Source organism: Roseibium sp. LAB1 (assembly GCF_054658235.1).
In genome coordinates this window covers 172,702-187,454 of record NZ_BAAGIB010000005.1, presented here as the reverse complement: position 1 = coordinate 187,454, position 14,753 = coordinate 172,702, and the positions used below count along the sequence as shown (strand labels likewise).

Below are 14,753 nucleotides of genomic sequence, written 5' to 3'. Positions count from 1 at the left end.
AGAGACAGGGTGGTCCGGCTTGACCGGGCCGCCCGCAGTTTAAGGATCTGGACGTGTCCCGTCTTCTGAAGTTTGCGGCCAGTCTGCCGGCACTGCTCGCCTCGTTTGCCTTGTTCCTTCTCATGGTCATGACGTTCTGCGACGTGGTGCTCCGGTCGGTGTTCAATGCACCAATCGAAGTTGCCGCCGACATGACGCGCCTGCTCATGGCAATCATGGTTTTTTCCGTTCTGCCGGTCGTTTCGGCAAAGGATGGCCACATCTGCGTCGACCTGACGGATGGCATGTTCAAGCGGGCCGGACTGACTCGCTGGCGCAACGCTTTTACGGATCTCTTTTGCGGACTGATGCTTGTCCTGCCGGCCATGCGCGTGTTTGATCTGGCCGAACGGAGCCGGTCTTACGGCGATGTCATGGAATATCTGCGCCTGCCCCTGCACTATGTCGGATGGTTCATTTCCATTGTCACGGCAATTACCGCCGCAGTCCTCATTCTCCGCGGGCTCGGTCATATTTTCGCACCGAAATTAATGAGCCAACGGCATGCTTGAAGGACTTCTCGGATTCGCAGCGGTTCTCGGACTGGTCTTGCTGCGTGTGCCCATCGCCTTCGCCATGGGCTTTGTCGGCATGATCGGCTTCATGATTGAATCGGGCTACCGCGCCTCGATTTCCATGACCGCTCGCCTGATCATCGACACCAGCCAGGACTACGGCCTTTCGGTCGTGCCGCTTTTCATTCTCATGGGCCTGTTCGTCAACAAGGCGGGCATCAGCCGCGAACTCTATGCCGCTTCCAATGCCTTCCTCGGTCATTTCCGGGGCGGACTGGCCATGGCGACCATCGTTGCCTGCGGTGGGTTTGCCGCCATCTCCGGATCGTCCCTTGCGACCGCCGCCACCATGTCGAAGGTTGCCATGCCGGAAATGCGCCGGTTCGGTTATGCCGACAAATTGTCGACGGCCTCGATAGCCGCCGGCGGCACGCTCGGCATCCTGATCCCGCCTTCGGTCATCCTTGTCATATACGGCCTTCTGACCGAAACCTCGATCGGCAAGCTTTTTGTCGCCGGCATCCTACCCGGTCTTCTGGGGGTCATTCTTTACCTCGTCGCAGTCCAGTTCACGGTCTGGCGCGATCCGAAAGCCGGTCCGGCGGGCGAACGCGTGAACCTGAGCGGCAGACTGTCCGCCTTGAAGGAAGTCTGGGCCGTCCTGTTGCTGTTCTTCCTGGTGATCGGCGGGCTTTATGGGGTCTTCGACGTGCCCCCGATCAACCTGACCTTCTCGCCGACGGAAGCGGCCGGCATGGGCGCCATGGGGGCTTTTCTGATTGCCCTTGCCCGCAAGCGCCTGTCGCTCTCCGATGCTCTGGAAGCGCTGCGCGAAACGGCCATGACGGCAGCCAGCCTGTTTGCGGTTCTGATCGGTGCCTGGATCTTCTCGAACTTCGTCAATATCGCAGGCTTGCCGTCCGCGCTAAGCAATTTGGTAACCGCCTACAATCTGCCGCCATGGATGGTCATGGGGCTGATCCTGCTGATCTACATTGCCCTCGGCTGTGTCTTTGAAAGCCTGTCGATGCTGCTGTTGACCGTGCCGATCTTCTTTCCGGTCGTCACGGGTCTTGGTTATGATCCGATCTGGTTCGGCATTATCGTCGTCGTGGTGACGGAAATCAGCCTGATCACACCGCCGGTCGGCCTGAACGTCTTCGTGCTGCGGGCGGTTGTCGGCGACGTGCCGACGGCCACTATCTTCAAGGGCGTCACGCCGTTCTGGATGGTTGATATTCTTCGGCTGATCATCTTGCTGACGCTACCGGGACTTGTGCTGTTGCTGCCTAACCAGATGTAGGGCCAGATGTAGGGCCAGATGTAGGGCCAGACGCACGCTGACATCTGCCGGCAGGCCACTGGCTTCAGAGCCGACAAAGACCGCGCAATCACCGTATCCTATGGTTTTGTGCGATCTGAAATTTTCCTGGGAGGAGAAAATGGAACGCACTGCGCGCCCTGCGGATGTCAAGTCAGGCGGAAAGCCGTCGGACGGCAAACGGGACAATCCGGCCGCTGCGGAAGCCCAGTGCCCGTTTTCCAAAAAGGCTGCCGAATTCGACGCTTTTGCCGGCCCCTACCAGGCGGATCCGGCGGAAGCATTGCGCTGGTCACGCGATCAGTTGCCCGTCTTCTTCAGCCCCAAGCTCGGCTATTGGGTGGTCAGCCGCTACGACGACATCAAGGCGGTCTTCCGCGACAACATCCATTTCTCGCCCCGAAATGCCCTTGAAAAAATCACCCCGGCAACGCCGGAGGCCATGGAGGTTCTGAAGGGCTACGGCTATGCCATGAACCGGACCATGGTGAACGAGGACGAGCCGGTTCACATGGAGCGGCGGCGCGCCCTGATGGACCATTTCCTGCCGGACAATCTGGAAGCCAGGCAGGAGATGGTTCGCCGACTGACGCGCGAAAAGATCGATGCCTTCATTGATCTCGGCCGGGTCGATCTCGTCGAGGCCATGCTCTACGAAGTACCCTTGAATGTCGCCCTGCATTTCCTCGGTGTGCCGGAAGACGACATTGCCGTCCTCAAGAACTTCTCGGTTGCCCACTCTGTCAATACCTGGGGCAAACCCACCGACGAACAACAGGTTGCCATCGCCCATGATGTCGGCCAGTTCTGGAACTACGCGGGCAAGATCATCGAAAAGATGCGCAAGGAGCCGGAAGGAACCGGCTGGATGCATGAAACGATCCGCAAGAATGCGGAAATGCCGGATGTCGTTCCGGACAGCTATGTGCATTCGATGATGATGGCCATCATCGTTGCCGCGCATGAAACGACGTCCCTTGCTTCTGCCAGCATGTTCAAGACGCTGCTCACCCACAGGCAGGCCTGGCAGGATATCTGCGAGGATCCGAGCCTGATCCCCAATGCGGTGGAAGAATGCCTGCGCTATTCCGGCTCCATCGTTGCGTGGCGGCGGCAGGCGATGGCTGCAACCACGATCGGCGATGTCGCAATTCCCGAAGGGGCGAAACTGCTGATCGTTCAGGCGTCCGGCAATCAGGATGAACGGCACTTCGAGGATGGCGACAAGTTCGATATCTACCGCGACAACGCGGTCGATCATCTGACGTTCGGCTATGGCAGCCACCAGTGCATGGGCAAGAATATCGCCCGCATGGAAATGCGGATCTTCCTTGAAGAGATGACACGCCGATTGCCACACCTGCAACTGGCCCAACAGCAGTTCACTTACCTCGCCAACACCTCCTTCAGGGGGCCTGATCATGTCTGGGTCGAGTGGGATCCCGCGAAAAACCCCGAGAGAACGCAGCCCTCGATCGCATACGGCAATCATCACTTTCCTGTCGGTGCGCCAGCGCGTCGCGACATCGCCCGCAAGATCCGCATCAAGAATGTCCGCCGGGAAGCTGACGGTATCCTCGGGCTGACGATTGAAGACGCCAAGGGGCGTGCCCTGCCGCGCTGGAGCGCCGGAGCTCATATCGAAGTGTGCGTGGACGGCTTTGACCGAAAATATTCGTTGTGCGGCAAAGCTGATGGCAAGGATTACGATATCGCCGTCCTGCTGGAAGAAGACGGACGGGGTGGATCCCGCCGTCTCCACGAGGTGGCTGCCGAGGGACTTGAACTGCGCCTGCGCGGCCCCAGCAATCTCTTCCGGCTCGATGAACTTGCCGCCTCTTATGTCCTGATCGCCGGAGGGATCGGCATCACGCCAATTCTGGCCATGGCGGACCGTCTGAAGGCATTGGGACGGGATTACTCAATCCATTATTGCGGACGATCACGCAGTCGCATGGCTTTTCTGGACCGGCTCCAAGCCGATCACGCTGAACGGGTTTCGGTTCATGTGGGAGATGAAGGCCGGCGCGCGGACCTCTCGGCCGTCGTCGCCAGCCTGAGCTCGGGCGGGCAGATCTATGCTTGCGGTCCGGAACGGATGATAACCGAACTGGAAGACCTGACCGCAAACCTTCCGGACGGAACCTTGCATTTCGAGCATTTCTCGGCACAGGAGACCGGTCTAGATCCGTCAAAGGAAAATGCCTTCGAGGTCGAACTGAAAGATTCGGGACTGACGCTCGAGGTCGCCGCCGATGAGACATTGCTTGATGCCATCCTTGCTGCCGGAATCGACATATCCTGCGATTGCCGTGAGGGGCTTTGCGGCAGTTGTGAGGTCGAGGTTCTGGAGGGAGAAATCGATCATCGCGACGTGGTGCTGACGCGCACCGAACGCGCGGAAAACCGGCGCATGATGTCCTGCTGCTCGCGTTCGGTGAACGGTGGCAAGGTCAAGCTGGCGCTGTAGGCGGACCGACCGGATTGTTCAGGGCGCTATACAAGTGAGACAGGTGACCAAGGGAACGTGTCACTGATTTTTCCCTTAGCCCAAACGCCTACTCTGTGCCGGGCCATTCTTCCGGCAATTTCAGAGTGAAGGTCGACCCTATTCCCGCCTGGCTTTCAAAGGACAATTCCCCTCCGAGAAGCCTGGCAACCTGGGACGAAATGCTGAGACCGATACCAGTGCCGGGTATGTCCGTCGTGCCGTGACCTCGAAAAAAGCGGCTGAACACACGATCCTGCTCTTCGTGCGGAATACCAACTCCGCGATCGTGAACGGAAATGAAGATGTACCTGTTCTGCGCCCGGACACTGACGGCAATCGGTTCGGTCACCGGTGAATATTTGACCGCGTTCGACAAAAGATTGTCGAGGATCTGTTCTGCCAGCAAACGGTCTGTCACGATCGACTGCGGAACCTTGTTGCCAACTTCCACGGAGAAAACCCGCTCCGGCGCATCTTCACTCTGACGGGCGATCACCCGTTGAACGAGATCCTCGATGCGGCAGTTTCCAGGAGTGGCAGCGACCTGTCTTTCTTCGAGACGAACGACATCCAGTGTCGCCTCCAGCAGGCTTGTCAGCCCCCGAACCTCGGAGCGAACCTGTGTTGCCCGTTGTTTGACTTCCTCGCCGGGCATCTGGCTCCCGCTTCGCAAGACACGCTGCATGGCTGAATCGATGACCGCCAGCGGCGTACGGAACTGGTGAGAAACCAGTGTAACGAAACTGCGATAGATCTCGGCGGTTTCGCGTTCACGCAAGAGCGACAGCCGGATGCGTTGCTGTTCGGTCATGGCCCGCAACATCGTAAAGGACAGGAAGGCGCCGAGAACAATGATGGCAACGATGGAGATGATGACCTGCACAATAGCCGAACGTTGTTTGTCGAGCCGTGCGCCTGTTGCCTCCCATTGCCGGACCATGGACTGGTTCCCGGCACGGCCGAGGTCCTGGATCAAGGGCTGGAGAATTTCATGAACGGAAGAAGCTGTCTGGATATCGCCATACGCCAGGTTCAGGATTTCTGCCTCAAGTGCCTGTAATGACCGGGCCGCCTTTTCCAGCTCCCCGTCCAGACCAAGGTCACGCATGTAGCGTAGCTGCGGTCCTTCCGACAGCAGGTTCAGGCGGCTGAGCATCACGTTGTAACGCTTTTCCAGTTCAGCGGATTTCCCGGAGATGGGGCCGACATGACGGGAAACCTCGGCGTCGAACAGAAGCGCGGCGGACTGGGTTCGCGAGATTGCCCAGAGCATGTTGTCCCCCTCGTTGCGCCGCAGTTCCGCTTCGGTATCCAGAAGCCGCGCGAGGGAAAATACCAGAAGCAAGGCAAAGGCAACCGTTGCCGTACCCGCAACGATATAGGCGACAAGGTCGCTCTTTCGCGTCATTTGACCTTCAGTTGGATCAACTGCCACACCCAGCGGTAATCGTAACGGATGTCTTGAAGATCGGAATGATTGTCCCGGGGATAGACAATCCAGAACGGCCCCTTGCCCGAAGGTTTCAACCGCTCGCCGTCCATATGGGTTGCGACGAGAACATCGTACTGCTCGAAATCTTCCATCGGGATGTCGATGGAATAATCGTTGAGTGCGCTGGCGGTGACCATCGTGCCGTCGGCGCCAACGTATTCAAGCAGGTCTCGCATCAGGAAGCCTTCGAAGCGCTTCACCCCGTCCGTTACGACGGTTGAGGTCTCGAGAGTGTGATGAGGCAAGGTTTCCAGCATTGCATCGTCAAGAAGTGCTGCGCCCTCTGAATTTGTTATGCGGATATTGCCGGTGACCGTCAGTCTGACCTCGCCCGCAGGCGCGGACAAAGACACGTTTTCCGATCGTGCCGTCGGAGCGCACAAGCTGATACCGGCCAGCATGAACGCAGCTCCTGCCAGTGCGTTTGAGCATTTGCGGGAGGAAAGCACACAGGTGAGGCTGAATGGCCAGATGCGGTGACCGCACCGCCGGATCGCGGCCGGAACCGCACCGTTTCGGCGGGGTTCCGGCAACACTTGTTTTTCAAATGTTTCAATCAATGATCGGGCCCGCAATGGTCAAAAAATCATTATGGCACCGGTTGTTGATGTTGGAAACATTCAACAGGGCCAGTCCGCGAGAGCCGACGTAGCTGAAGACGGCCCCTCCTCGGCAAGGCCAGATGTGCCCGATTGGGCGGCGATCAGCCAACCGCCGCGGACGGATCGTTGGCCCGGGGCGGCTGATAGGACGCCGCCTTTTCCTTCAGACTGGAAAATTTTGCCGAAAGCTGCTCGAGCTTGGCTTCCCAGGCCGGATCAGGCTGCTGTCCCTCGATTGTCCGGAAGTAGACCTCCATGATGCAAGTGACTGCAAATGGCTCCAGCAGGGCGGATTTGACCGACCACGCGAACAGCAGCGCAAACACGATACCGCCAGCCGACCAGCTCCCGGGAACGAGATATGCGACCAGTGTAGCCGGGGCCAGCACGACGAGGAAAACCAGAAAGGACAGGCCGTAGACGATGAGCGTAAGCCAGGCGGCATTCTTGAGCATGGGTTTGTAATTCTGTGCGTAGAGAACAAGCCCGCTCCGGGACGACGCCCACACATTGTCCGAATTGGTCCGGATCGTATAGGCAAGGATAACTTCATCGATGAACCCGACGGCAATGCGCAGGAACGCCTCGACTATCGAGATCAGTTGCCGCGCTCCGGGGATCGGCAGGAGCGTGAAGACGCCCCGCACCAGACCCGTGATTGCGCGCAGGACACCTTTTATCAGCTGATCGACGCCAAAAAGCACGCTCGCCTGCACAAACCTCTGAGAAATCTCTTCACGGGCGTAGGCGATTTGCGAACGGCCGTTCGGCATCTCCTCGCCGTCAAGCAGCTTCACCAAAACGGCAATGTGTCCGGCCTTGACGACATAAAGAATGTACTCTCTCAGCAGGTACATCGCGACGGCAACCGCACCGAACCCGATGACACCGCCCCACGTCGTGGTGGTCGCCTGGAAATCCGTATCGCCGAACCCGCCAATGCCCCAGCCGACCCCCGCGCCAACCCCTGTTGCAAGAATGTAGGCAAGGGCCGCGCCGAAATAGACGGCCATGCGCAAAATAATGAATGGCAGTGTCTGAAACATCAGGCCAAATGCACGCCCGATAGAAAAATCCCACATATTGGCGTCTCCCCGAACGCTCGATTGCAATATGGAGCGAGAGTATTGTTCAAGGCGAATGCTGTCCCCCTGCGTTTGAAGGGGGACAAGAGAACGAAACCGCGTCAAGAGTAAGCGTCTGTTGATAGCGACACCGTCAGGCCTGTTACGGCTCGCCGGATATTTGCCGCTTGGGCGCAAAAAGTTTTTGACGCAGATGGCCATGAGACCGACTATTGGGAAGGTCGCGGTCTGATTTGGATGTTGTCTGGTTTGAAGAGCATTTCATGGCATCAATGTACAAGGCCAGATCGAAACTGACGGTTCTCTGTGTTGAGGACCAGCGCCATCTTCGTCAGGACATCCTCGATGAACTTTCCGCAGCAGGCTATGAAGCGGTCGGGGCCACCGATGGCCGTGAGGCGCTGGACGCGCTGAGAACGATCCGTCCGCATCTCATCTTGTGCGATATCTCCATGCCTCGGCTCGACGGTTACGGATTGCTTGAGGCGGTCAGAAGCCGGCACGCGGACCTCGCCGATGTCCCTTTCGTTTTCCTGACGGCCCTCAATCAACGCGACGAGATTATCCAGGGCAAGCGCGCGGGTGCGGACGATTATCTGGTCAAACCCATAGATTATGACCTGTTGCTGGCGACGATCGAGGCACGCCTTCGCCAGGTCAGCCTGATCGATGACAGGCAAAAAAACGAACTGGAAACACTTCGGCAGGCTCTGGTTGGCGATGGCACGGATCGGTCGCTTGGAATGAACGGTATGGAGAGCGTGCTCAACGTGCTTTCCTTCGGCATCGTGCTGGTATCGTTTTCCGGCGTCGTCTTTGCAAATCGCGCGGCTCAGGAAATTCACATGGCCAAGGATGGGCTGGTGATCGACCGGACGCTCCATACCGGGTCATCGCAACTTGCCAACGATATCAGGCAACTGCTGGCAAACGCCTGCGCGGCCGCCTGCAAGGGGCAGGACCATCTGGCCAGCTTGACGGTGCCGAGACCGTCCGGGCTTCGCGATTTTCTGCTCACAGTGTGTTCTCTCCCCGACAGCACGGGACGGCCGAACGATGGCGCAAAAGCAGTGGTATTCGTTTCGGATCTGGAACACCGGCCGAGGATGCGGGACGAGATTCTGGCGGGCCTGTTCGATCTGACCCCGACTGAAGCGGAAGTCGCCCGGGCATTGGTTCAGGGTCGGCGGACGGACGAAATCGCGCAGGAACTGTCGATCGCGCAGACAACGGTCGCCTTTCACTTGCGCAACCTTTTCGACAAGACCGGAACCCATCGGCAGGCAGACTTGATCGCGCTACTTCTGACGGGTCTTGTCTCGATCAAGGAACCACGGCAGAACGGCGTGAAATGCGGCGAGGCTGAAAGTGGACCGGCCGTGACCTCACCCGGCCAGCCCTAACGCCCCTGAATTGAGACCGGCTCGCGACCAGCGTGAAATATCCGGTAATAGCCCTACCCTTTCGGACCACCATCGCAATTCTTGACGACTTCCGGGCCGGATTGTACCGGACCGTCACTGATCCGGCTGCTTGCTTCCTGGCCCTGCTTCCTGTCGACCCACTGGAGGGCGGCCGTAATGCCGTCGAGAGAAAAGTCCGCGTACAGGAATTCCTCTCGGCAACCGCCGAATTCGAAATTGAGGATGTCTCCGAGGCGCAGACGCTCCATCACGGCCTCCGCACTCGGACCGGAAAAGAGGAGTTTGTAGCTTTTGGCAGTTCCCGGGACTGGACTGTCGTCAAAAAGCCTTAGCGTTTCCTCGGTGAAATGGTAGATGGGCGAGCCGTCATGTCCATATCGGATCACGCTCGGCATTACTCCTAAAGATAGCTTCGGCTCAATCCTGTCTAAGGTGATCGACATCGCCCAGTCAACGCCGTCCTTCTTGCGTTCCAGCGTGAAAAGATGGCCGCTTTGAGGGTTACCGTCAGTGCCGGAATAGGTGTAGGCGGCGCACAAGAGCTCTTTGTCACAGAATGTGTGCCACTTGCCAAAGACTGCGCCGGAGTGCCCCTGCGCGCCTGCAGCAGCGAAGAGTGCGGAGACAGCGAGGCAGGTTGCGGAAAGGCAGGCGGTCACCAGTCCGGGAACATGGAAGTCTGCAAAAGTCTCGCGCATCTCACTTGCCTTTCCTGAAACGGAACCCGTGCCGGCCGGCAGTCCGCCATGATTTCTGCCTGCCGCCCCCGGAAGATCCGTGGGAGCGGCAGGCCGGCGGAGCCCGGGAGGGGCATTTCTGTGTCTTTTGTTGCCGTGGCGACCTTCTCCTGTTTCCGGCGCCGCCTTATGTTCCTGCGGTGCGAGCGACTATTGCCCCGTAACGAACCGGCAATTGACAATCCCGACGTGGTCGGTGCGGCTCAACGCCGTCAACTCGATCTGGCCTTCCACCAACGCAGTCTCACGGTCATCCAGGACCGACTGTGGTGCTTTTGTTTTGCCTTCCTGAAAACATGAGACCGGCGGTCTGCCGTTGCTGGAGCTACTGTCCTTCAGATCGTGTCTGGTGCGATTGCTCGCGCCTGACCAGCTACTGCCCCGAAAGTAACCCTTTACACGGACTGTCTTTCCGATCGGCTCGAACACGGCGTCATGGAAAGCCTCGATTGCCACGGGTTTGTCGCCAGGTTCCCAGGGATCGCCGCCTTCCGGCATCGGCTCGCCCACGGAGAGTATGTCACATGTCGTCAGGGCGATCTGGTGCTGCAAGGCCCCTGAGGGCGCGGCCTCGCGTCTTGAAAACGTGCCCCGGAAAACGACTGCGTCCGTGCTGGCAATCTTGCCGGCAGGAGGCGTGAGCGTTTCGCAAACGACCAGCGCTGGAGAATTCAGCCTGGGTTGCGCGCCGAACGTCATCAAACGGTCCGGCCAGTTTGCAGGTGAGATGACCAGCGCCGGATAGGCCGCCAGGGTCACCTGCCTGCCCTGCCAATGGTTGTAGGCGGTAAACAGCTCGCCGGGCGACACGGGACGCTCCTGTGCTTGACCTGCGAATGGAATTGCCGTGAGCAGGAGCGTCAGGAAAGATCCGCAGAAACCCCAGTTGAAGCTCATTCCGTTTATCCTTCGAAAAACATCATTCGCCGTCATCCACGTCGCTGCAGGCGTCGAGGGCGGCAACGAGCCTTTGCGTGTCCTCGTCGCTCAGGTCGTCGTCACTTGCCGTAAACAGACGATCGGCGTCGTCGCCGAGTTGCGCGACCATGCATTTGGCCGTCGCGGCGGGGGCCCCTTCCGCAATCATGGCGGCCGCAACATCTCCATCTTGCGCGAGCGCATGTCCCGCCGTGGCAGCAAGAAACACGGTCACCGCGACCAACTGGTTATTCGCGCGTCTCATGGCTGCTCCACCCCCTGCTCCGTACCGCCCGTGCGCCGAAATCTGCCGGCGGATACACCATCTTCATCCGAACGTACCGGCGACGTATTTGGCCGTCTTGGACTGAGCGGTCTCTCGGTTTGGACAATTCGCGCACATCCGCAAGGGCGTCTCAGACCGGCCGGCCCTGACATGGCTGCCTTTCTCGATCCGGCGATCGAGCAGGACTGATGGTGTTCTGGAAGTAAAAACCGCAATTAGACCGACCGCCCCCTTCGAATGAACGGGGCAGGCCCCGTTTTTTGATGATTTTCTTTTTCAGGACGCTTTTACGAAGACCGTTCTTTGAAAGAGAAGACCGACATTATGGAAGCTCAAAGTTCATTGGGACATCGCGGGGTGATGTCTGCTTCTGTCTTCCACGAGGGAGCCCGGCTCAATGCCTGGAGGGAATTGTTCGGAAGGCAGTTTCTTCGGCTGGATATTGATCCGATCGGCGATGAACCCTTCCGTCATGACATCAGTTTTCTCGCAATGCCGGACTTCAACGTCTCGCATGGCTCGGTCAGCGCAGTCCGGTATGAACAGACACGTGATATGCTCGCCGATGCGAGTGACAACCTGACCCTGATCGTTCCCCAGATCGGGGAGATGGAGTTGCACGAAGGGGGCAAGGAAGCGCAGATCGGACAGGGCGATGCTCTTATCCGGCGCTCATATGAAGTCGGCACGACCTTCTCGACCGGCGGTGAACACCTTGCCCTCATGGTCTCTCGGGAAAATGTCGCCCGCTACGTCAGCAACGTAGACCGCTTCGGTTTCGCAGTCGTTCAGAACGAACACCGGACGCTGACGCTGTTGAAGAATTATCTTGTCATGCTGATGGGTGAAAACTCTCCGACACCCCTGCCGGATGACGAACTTGGCCGATACACCGCTGAAATGATCTCGCGCCACGTTCACGAGGTCGTCGGCCTGCTGATCGGCGCGTCCCGCGACTTCTGGGAATTTTCCGGCGAAGAGGGCGGCGGGCTTTTCGCGACGCGGATCGCGGCAATCCGGGCTGAAGTTGAACAGCACGCTGCGGATCCCAATTTTTCCGTGCACGATGTTGCCCGGAAGCTGGATATTTCTCCCGGATATATCCGCAAGTTGCTGGCGTCGCGGCAGCAGCGCTTTTCCGATCTGCTGCGCTCGACCCGCCTCGATGCTGCGCACCGGATGCTGCGCGCGCCCCACTTCAGACAGGTGGATATTACGGAAATCGCGCTTCAGAGCGGCTTCAACGACATTTCCTATTTCAACAGGTGTTTCAAGCAGCGCTTCGGCATGACGCCGAGCGATGTTCGCAATGGATCTGCACATTCGTCTGCTGAAAGATCATGAGGGACGGCGCTCCGAACGCGGCCAGTGAAAGGCAGCCGGCTTCAATTCGTCACCTTACGGGCTGCCCGGAAAGTCGCGTTTTGGACAAGCGGTGCGAGCGTCTGGTCCAAGTCTGCGCCTGTGAGGAAAGTTATTCTGAAGGGGTTGAAGGACCTCCACCAAGGAAAGCAACACAATGAGAATTCGTCAGACCCTGATTTCAACTGCAGCTACGGCTTTGTTCATCCTTGTCTCACAGGCATCTGCCCAGGAGAAACATTGCAAACTGTGGCCGGAGGGTGGGCTTCTGGCACACTCCTACGAGCTCGTTGGCCCCGAGGCCTGCAAAATTGCCTGCACCGAGACCGACGGCTGCACAGCCTGGTCCTATCAGCCGCACAACTTCAACCCGAAAAGCAGTCCGGGCGAATGCCGCCTGATGGCGGCTGTGTCGGAAGAAGAGGAAAACCCGAAGGACTTCTGCGGACGTTTGTAAACCTGCGGAAGACCATTTCAATTTCATTTTCTGGAGTCAAAATGATGAAACAGATTGTTGCTGCAATTTTTTTCGGAGCCCTGGTAACGGCGGCCCATGCCGATGACAGCGCCGATGCTTCCGCAAATTTTGAACATTGTTCCATCACGCCGGTGGATCAGGTCGGTTTTGTCGAAACATTCACACAGCCTGCCGAATGCGAGACCGCCTGCAAGGAAACGGATGGCTGCGACAGCTGGAGTTTCCGGCCACACAGTTTCGACAAGTCCGCGCCCGGTCAGTGCAAGCTGATCGCAGGGATATTCAAGCAAGAGGAATCGACGAGCACTTTCTGTGGCAAGGTTTGAGACACTCATGGCCGTGCGGGACGCATTGGTTTCCATGATGCTTGCCGGCGTTTTCTTCTCAAGTCCGGCGGCCGCTGCGCCGCCGGATTGCAGGGATTTCACCACCAACGACCGGCTCGATACCCGGGATCAGCGTTGGTGCCAGGCGCTTGCATTCAGGGAAAAGTATCTGGAGGGCGGCAAATTCGTGGAAAAGCCCCCGTCAAGAACATCAGGCAGCGCTCGCGACATACACTCCAGGCTTGCCACTTCCTTTGCCAGCAGCGGTTCGTCCAGCGTGACTGGATCGGTCACGATCGGGCAACTGAAGGGGTTCTTTCGCCTGAAACTGGCAGGAACCAGCAACACGCTCTATTACTCCAGGAAAATCCGGATATCGGGAAGTGCTTCCACCAGCGAAGGCAGCCTGGAAATATACAGCCCCATCGACATCAACCTCTGGGATATGGCCGCGGTGCTCGTCGATAACCCTGACCGCAATGCGCCGCCGCCGGAAGAGGGTCTCATTTTGAAAGGCTATGTGGTGACCAAGATCACCCCGGGAGCTGCAACACCCTTCTCGGCAAACCTTCAGCCGATGGCCGGCGATTATCTGTTGTTGCTCAACGCGCCGGACGGGACCGCCGGAACCATATCGATCGATATCGACGGGTCGTGAAGATCGACTGCCGCACCTGGCAGGCTGCCGATCGAGGACGCCGGAGAAACAGTGCAAGCACGGGAAATCCAATGCCAGTCAGGGCCGTTATAACGGCCTGGGCAAGCAAGGGTACGGACCCGAGAGGATCAAGCGGCATCCAGAAAGCCAGGGTGACGATCCAGACGAGAAGAGGGCAGAACAGCAGCAGCGTCGACAGCACCAGCGGGATGAATGCCCATTGCTGTTGCACCAACAACCCAACACACCCCAGAGCTCCCACGGCCCCACCCAGCCGGCGTGGCAGCGTCGTCAGCAGGGCAAGGCCCGAATAGGCGAAGCTACGGCTGACATCCCCGCCCCCCGGCGCGTCCGATACCAGGACCCTTGCACCGTAGATCAACTGGCCGAGATCATATCCGCTGAGCAGAAGCACGTTCCAGGCAAGCCCAAAACCGACGAGCGGAATGAACCAGACCCCGAGACCCGTTCGGCTGACCCTAATTTCCGGCAGCATCGGAGTTGGGCAGGTCATCGACACAGGCCGCGGGATGAACCAGAAATTTCTCGTCGTCAGGTTTCGCAGATAGGCGGAAAGACAGATCGCTCCCACATTCCGTCAGAGAAAGTGCGCTGCTTTCCAGGGTGAGCAGGAGCGACCCTTGCGAACCGGATCGGCGAAGGCTGAGGACGCCCGCGTCGCATTCTCCGCCGCAGATGATCCTGCCCTGGCTGTCTGCATGACACAGGCCGACTACCGAACCGCTACGTTCGCGTGTTTCGATGTCGACGGCAAAATTGTACTCCCCTTCACCGGACTTGTGATGGTCCATTTCATGGTAGGCGAGGCTAAAGCGAACAGATGTCACTTTCTGCCGGGGATGGTCGGCCAGATGCGTATCCGGGTACACACGCTGCCAACAGGCAGAAGTGCCGGCGACTGGCGCCAGTATCTCGTCCAGCGTCTCGGCACCCGCCTGACCTGCCAGCCCGAGCAAAAGAGTAAAGACCATGATGCGCAGGGTCGCGAAGTGCATTGT

At 58.6% G+C, this 14,753-nt stretch carries 16 protein-coding genes; 8 read left to right on the top strand and 8 right to left on the bottom strand.

Annotated features, from left to right (window positions below; translation table 11 throughout):
* The first annotated feature begins 53 nt into the window (after positions 1-53).
* The 3 genes from ACYQ54_RS25350 to ACYQ54_RS25340 all read left to right on the top strand — a co-directional run bounded on the left by ACYQ54_RS25350 (position 54) and on the right by ACYQ54_RS25340 (position 4,345).
* Positions 54-551 (top strand): TRAP transporter small permease, encoded by a 498-nt coding sequence (locus ACYQ54_RS25350; protein WP_460087427.1) that lies wholly within the window; start codon positions 54-56, stop codon positions 549-551.
* Entirely contained in the window at positions 544-1,857 is a 1,314-nt protein-coding gene (locus tag ACYQ54_RS25345) for a TRAP transporter large permease (protein ID WP_460087425.1), read from the top strand. The genes ACYQ54_RS25350 and ACYQ54_RS25345 overlap by 8 nt, the downstream gene beginning before the upstream one ends.
* 139 nt (positions 1,858-1,996) lie before the next feature.
* A complete protein-coding gene (locus ACYQ54_RS25340; protein ID WP_460087423.1) occupies positions 1,997-4,345 on the top strand; it encodes a cytochrome P450 in 2,349 nt (782 codons plus the stop codon).
* Between the two features lie 88 nt (positions 4,346-4,433).
* Here the strand turns inward: ACYQ54_RS25340 and ACYQ54_RS25335 are convergent, their stop codons facing one another.
* The 3 genes from ACYQ54_RS25335 to ACYQ54_RS25325 form a co-directional block, all read right to left on the bottom strand.
* Positions 4,434-5,774, bottom strand: coding sequence for a sensor histidine kinase (locus tag ACYQ54_RS25335; RefSeq protein WP_460087422.1), 1,341 nt, complete (start codon positions 5,772-5,774; stop codon positions 4,434-4,436).
* A complete protein-coding gene (locus ACYQ54_RS25330) occupies positions 5,771-6,259 on the bottom strand; it encodes a putative pterin-binding protein (RefSeq protein ID WP_460087420.1) in 489 nt (162 codons plus the stop codon). Before ACYQ54_RS25330 ends, ACYQ54_RS25335 begins: the two co-directional genes overlap by 4 nt.
* Positions 6,260-6,561: 302 nt before the next feature.
* Positions 6,562-7,542 (bottom strand): hypothetical protein, encoded by a 981-nt coding sequence (locus tag ACYQ54_RS25325; RefSeq protein WP_460087419.1) that lies wholly within the window; start codon positions 7,540-7,542, stop codon positions 6,562-6,564.
* A 266-nt stretch (positions 7,543-7,808) separates the two neighbouring features.
* Between ACYQ54_RS25325 and ACYQ54_RS25320 the strand changes: the two genes are divergently transcribed.
* Positions 7,809-8,948 (top strand): response regulator, encoded by a 1,140-nt coding sequence (locus ACYQ54_RS25320; RefSeq protein WP_460087417.1) that lies wholly within the window; start codon positions 7,809-7,811, stop codon positions 8,946-8,948.
* Between the two features lie 53 nt (positions 8,949-9,001).
* On the opposite strand, the gene ACYQ54_RS25315 is transcribed toward ACYQ54_RS25320, so the two are convergent.
* The 3 genes from ACYQ54_RS25315 to ACYQ54_RS25305 all read right to left on the bottom strand — a co-directional run bounded on the left by ACYQ54_RS25315 (position 9,002) and on the right by ACYQ54_RS25305 (position 10,889).
* Positions 9,002-9,667 carry an invasion associated locus B family protein gene (locus ACYQ54_RS25315; protein WP_460087416.1) on the bottom strand — a complete coding sequence of 222 codons (666 nt, stop codon included), beginning with the start codon at positions 9,665-9,667 and terminating at the stop codon, positions 9,002-9,004.
* A gap of 189 nt (positions 9,668-9,856) precedes the next feature.
* Complete coding sequence (locus ACYQ54_RS25310; RefSeq protein ID WP_460087414.1) at positions 9,857-10,603, bottom strand: hypothetical protein; 747 nt, start codon at positions 10,601-10,603, stop codon at positions 9,857-9,859.
* 22 nt (positions 10,604-10,625) lie between these two features.
* Entirely contained in the window at positions 10,626-10,889 is a 264-nt protein-coding gene (locus tag ACYQ54_RS25305) for a hypothetical protein (RefSeq protein WP_460087413.1), read from the bottom strand.
* 381 nt (positions 10,890-11,270) lie between these two features.
* Between ACYQ54_RS25305 and ACYQ54_RS25300 the strand changes: the two genes are divergently transcribed.
* The 4 genes from ACYQ54_RS25300 to ACYQ54_RS25285 all read left to right on the top strand — a co-directional run bounded on the left by ACYQ54_RS25300 (position 11,271) and on the right by ACYQ54_RS25285 (position 13,734).
* Positions 11,271-12,254 (top strand): AraC family transcriptional regulator, encoded by a 984-nt coding sequence (locus ACYQ54_RS25300; protein WP_460087411.1) that lies wholly within the window; start codon positions 11,271-11,273, stop codon positions 12,252-12,254.
* 175 nt (positions 12,255-12,429) lie between these two features.
* Positions 12,430-12,729, top strand: coding sequence for a PAN domain-containing protein (locus ACYQ54_RS25295; protein ID WP_460087410.1), 300 nt, complete (start codon positions 12,430-12,432; stop codon positions 12,727-12,729).
* Between the two features lie 44 nt (positions 12,730-12,773).
* Complete coding sequence (locus ACYQ54_RS25290) at positions 12,774-13,076, top strand: PAN domain-containing protein (protein ID WP_460087408.1); 303 nt, start codon at positions 12,774-12,776, stop codon at positions 13,074-13,076.
* Between the two features lie 7 nt (positions 13,077-13,083).
* The gene (locus ACYQ54_RS25285) at positions 13,084-13,734 is read left to right on the top strand and encodes a hypothetical protein (protein WP_460087406.1); all 651 of its coding nucleotides are present in this window, start codon (positions 13,084-13,086) and stop codon (positions 13,732-13,734) included.
* Here ACYQ54_RS25285 and ACYQ54_RS25280 read toward each other — a convergent pair.
* Positions 13,679-14,248, bottom strand: a complete 570-nt coding sequence (locus ACYQ54_RS25280; RefSeq protein WP_460087405.1) for a hypothetical protein — start codon at positions 14,246-14,248, stop codon at positions 13,679-13,681. The two genes, ACYQ54_RS25285 and ACYQ54_RS25280, sit on opposite strands and share 56 nt — an antisense overlap.
* A complete protein-coding gene (locus tag ACYQ54_RS25275) occupies positions 14,214-14,750 on the bottom strand; it encodes a hypothetical protein (RefSeq protein WP_460087403.1) in 537 nt (178 codons plus the stop codon). The genes ACYQ54_RS25280 and ACYQ54_RS25275 overlap by 35 nt, the downstream gene beginning before the upstream one ends.
* Between the last annotated feature and the right edge of the window lie 3 nt (positions 14,751-14,753).

Excerpts from the sequence above, each read along its gene's own strand:
- ACYQ54_RS25325 (WP_460087419.1), bottom strand. The coding sequence starts at position 7,542 with ATGTGGGATTTTTCTATCGGGCGTGCATTTGGCCTGATGTTTCAGACA.
- ACYQ54_RS25280 (WP_460087405.1), bottom strand. The coding sequence starts at position 14,248 with ATGACCTGCCCAACTCCGATGCTGCCGGAAATTAGGGTCAGCCGAACG.
- ACYQ54_RS25285 (WP_460087406.1), top strand. The coding sequence starts at position 13,084 with ATGGCCGTGCGGGACGCATTGGTTTCCATGATGCTTGCCGGCGTTTTC.
- ACYQ54_RS25295 (WP_460087410.1), top strand. The coding sequence starts at position 12,430 with ATGAGAATTCGTCAGACCCTGATTTCAACTGCAGCTACGGCTTTGTTC.
- ACYQ54_RS25345 (WP_460087425.1), top strand. The coding sequence starts at position 544 with ATGCTTGAAGGACTTCTCGGATTCGCAGCGGTTCTCGGACTGGTCTTG.
- ACYQ54_RS25310 (WP_460087414.1), bottom strand. The coding sequence starts at position 10,603 with ATGAGCTTCAACTGGGGTTTCTGCGGATCTTTCCTGACGCTCCTGCTC.
- ACYQ54_RS25290 (WP_460087408.1), top strand. The coding sequence starts at position 12,774 with ATGAAACAGATTGTTGCTGCAATTTTTTTCGGAGCCCTGGTAACGGCG.
- ACYQ54_RS25300 (WP_460087411.1), top strand. The coding sequence starts at position 11,271 with ATGTCTGCTTCTGTCTTCCACGAGGGAGCCCGGCTCAATGCCTGGAGG.
- ACYQ54_RS25335 (WP_460087422.1), bottom strand. The coding sequence starts at position 5,774 with ATGACGCGAAAGAGCGACCTTGTCGCCTATATCGTTGCGGGTACGGCA.
- ACYQ54_RS25340 (WP_460087423.1), top strand. The coding sequence starts at position 1,997 with ATGGAACGCACTGCGCGCCCTGCGGATGTCAAGTCAGGCGGAAAGCCG.
- ACYQ54_RS25305 (WP_460087413.1), bottom strand. The coding sequence starts at position 10,889 with ATGAGACGCGCGAATAACCAGTTGGTCGCGGTGACCGTGTTTCTTGCT.
- ACYQ54_RS25275 (WP_460087403.1), bottom strand. The coding sequence starts at position 14,750 with ATGCACTTCGCGACCCTGCGCATCATGGTCTTTACTCTTTTGCTCGGG.
- ACYQ54_RS25330 (WP_460087420.1), bottom strand. The coding sequence starts at position 6,259 with ATGCTGGCCGGTATCAGCTTGTGCGCTCCGACGGCACGATCGGAAAAC.
- ACYQ54_RS25320 (WP_460087417.1), top strand. The coding sequence starts at position 7,809 with ATGGCATCAATGTACAAGGCCAGATCGAAACTGACGGTTCTCTGTGTT.
- ACYQ54_RS25315 (WP_460087416.1), bottom strand. The coding sequence starts at position 9,667 with ATGCGCGAGACTTTTGCAGACTTCCATGTTCCCGGACTGGTGACCGCC.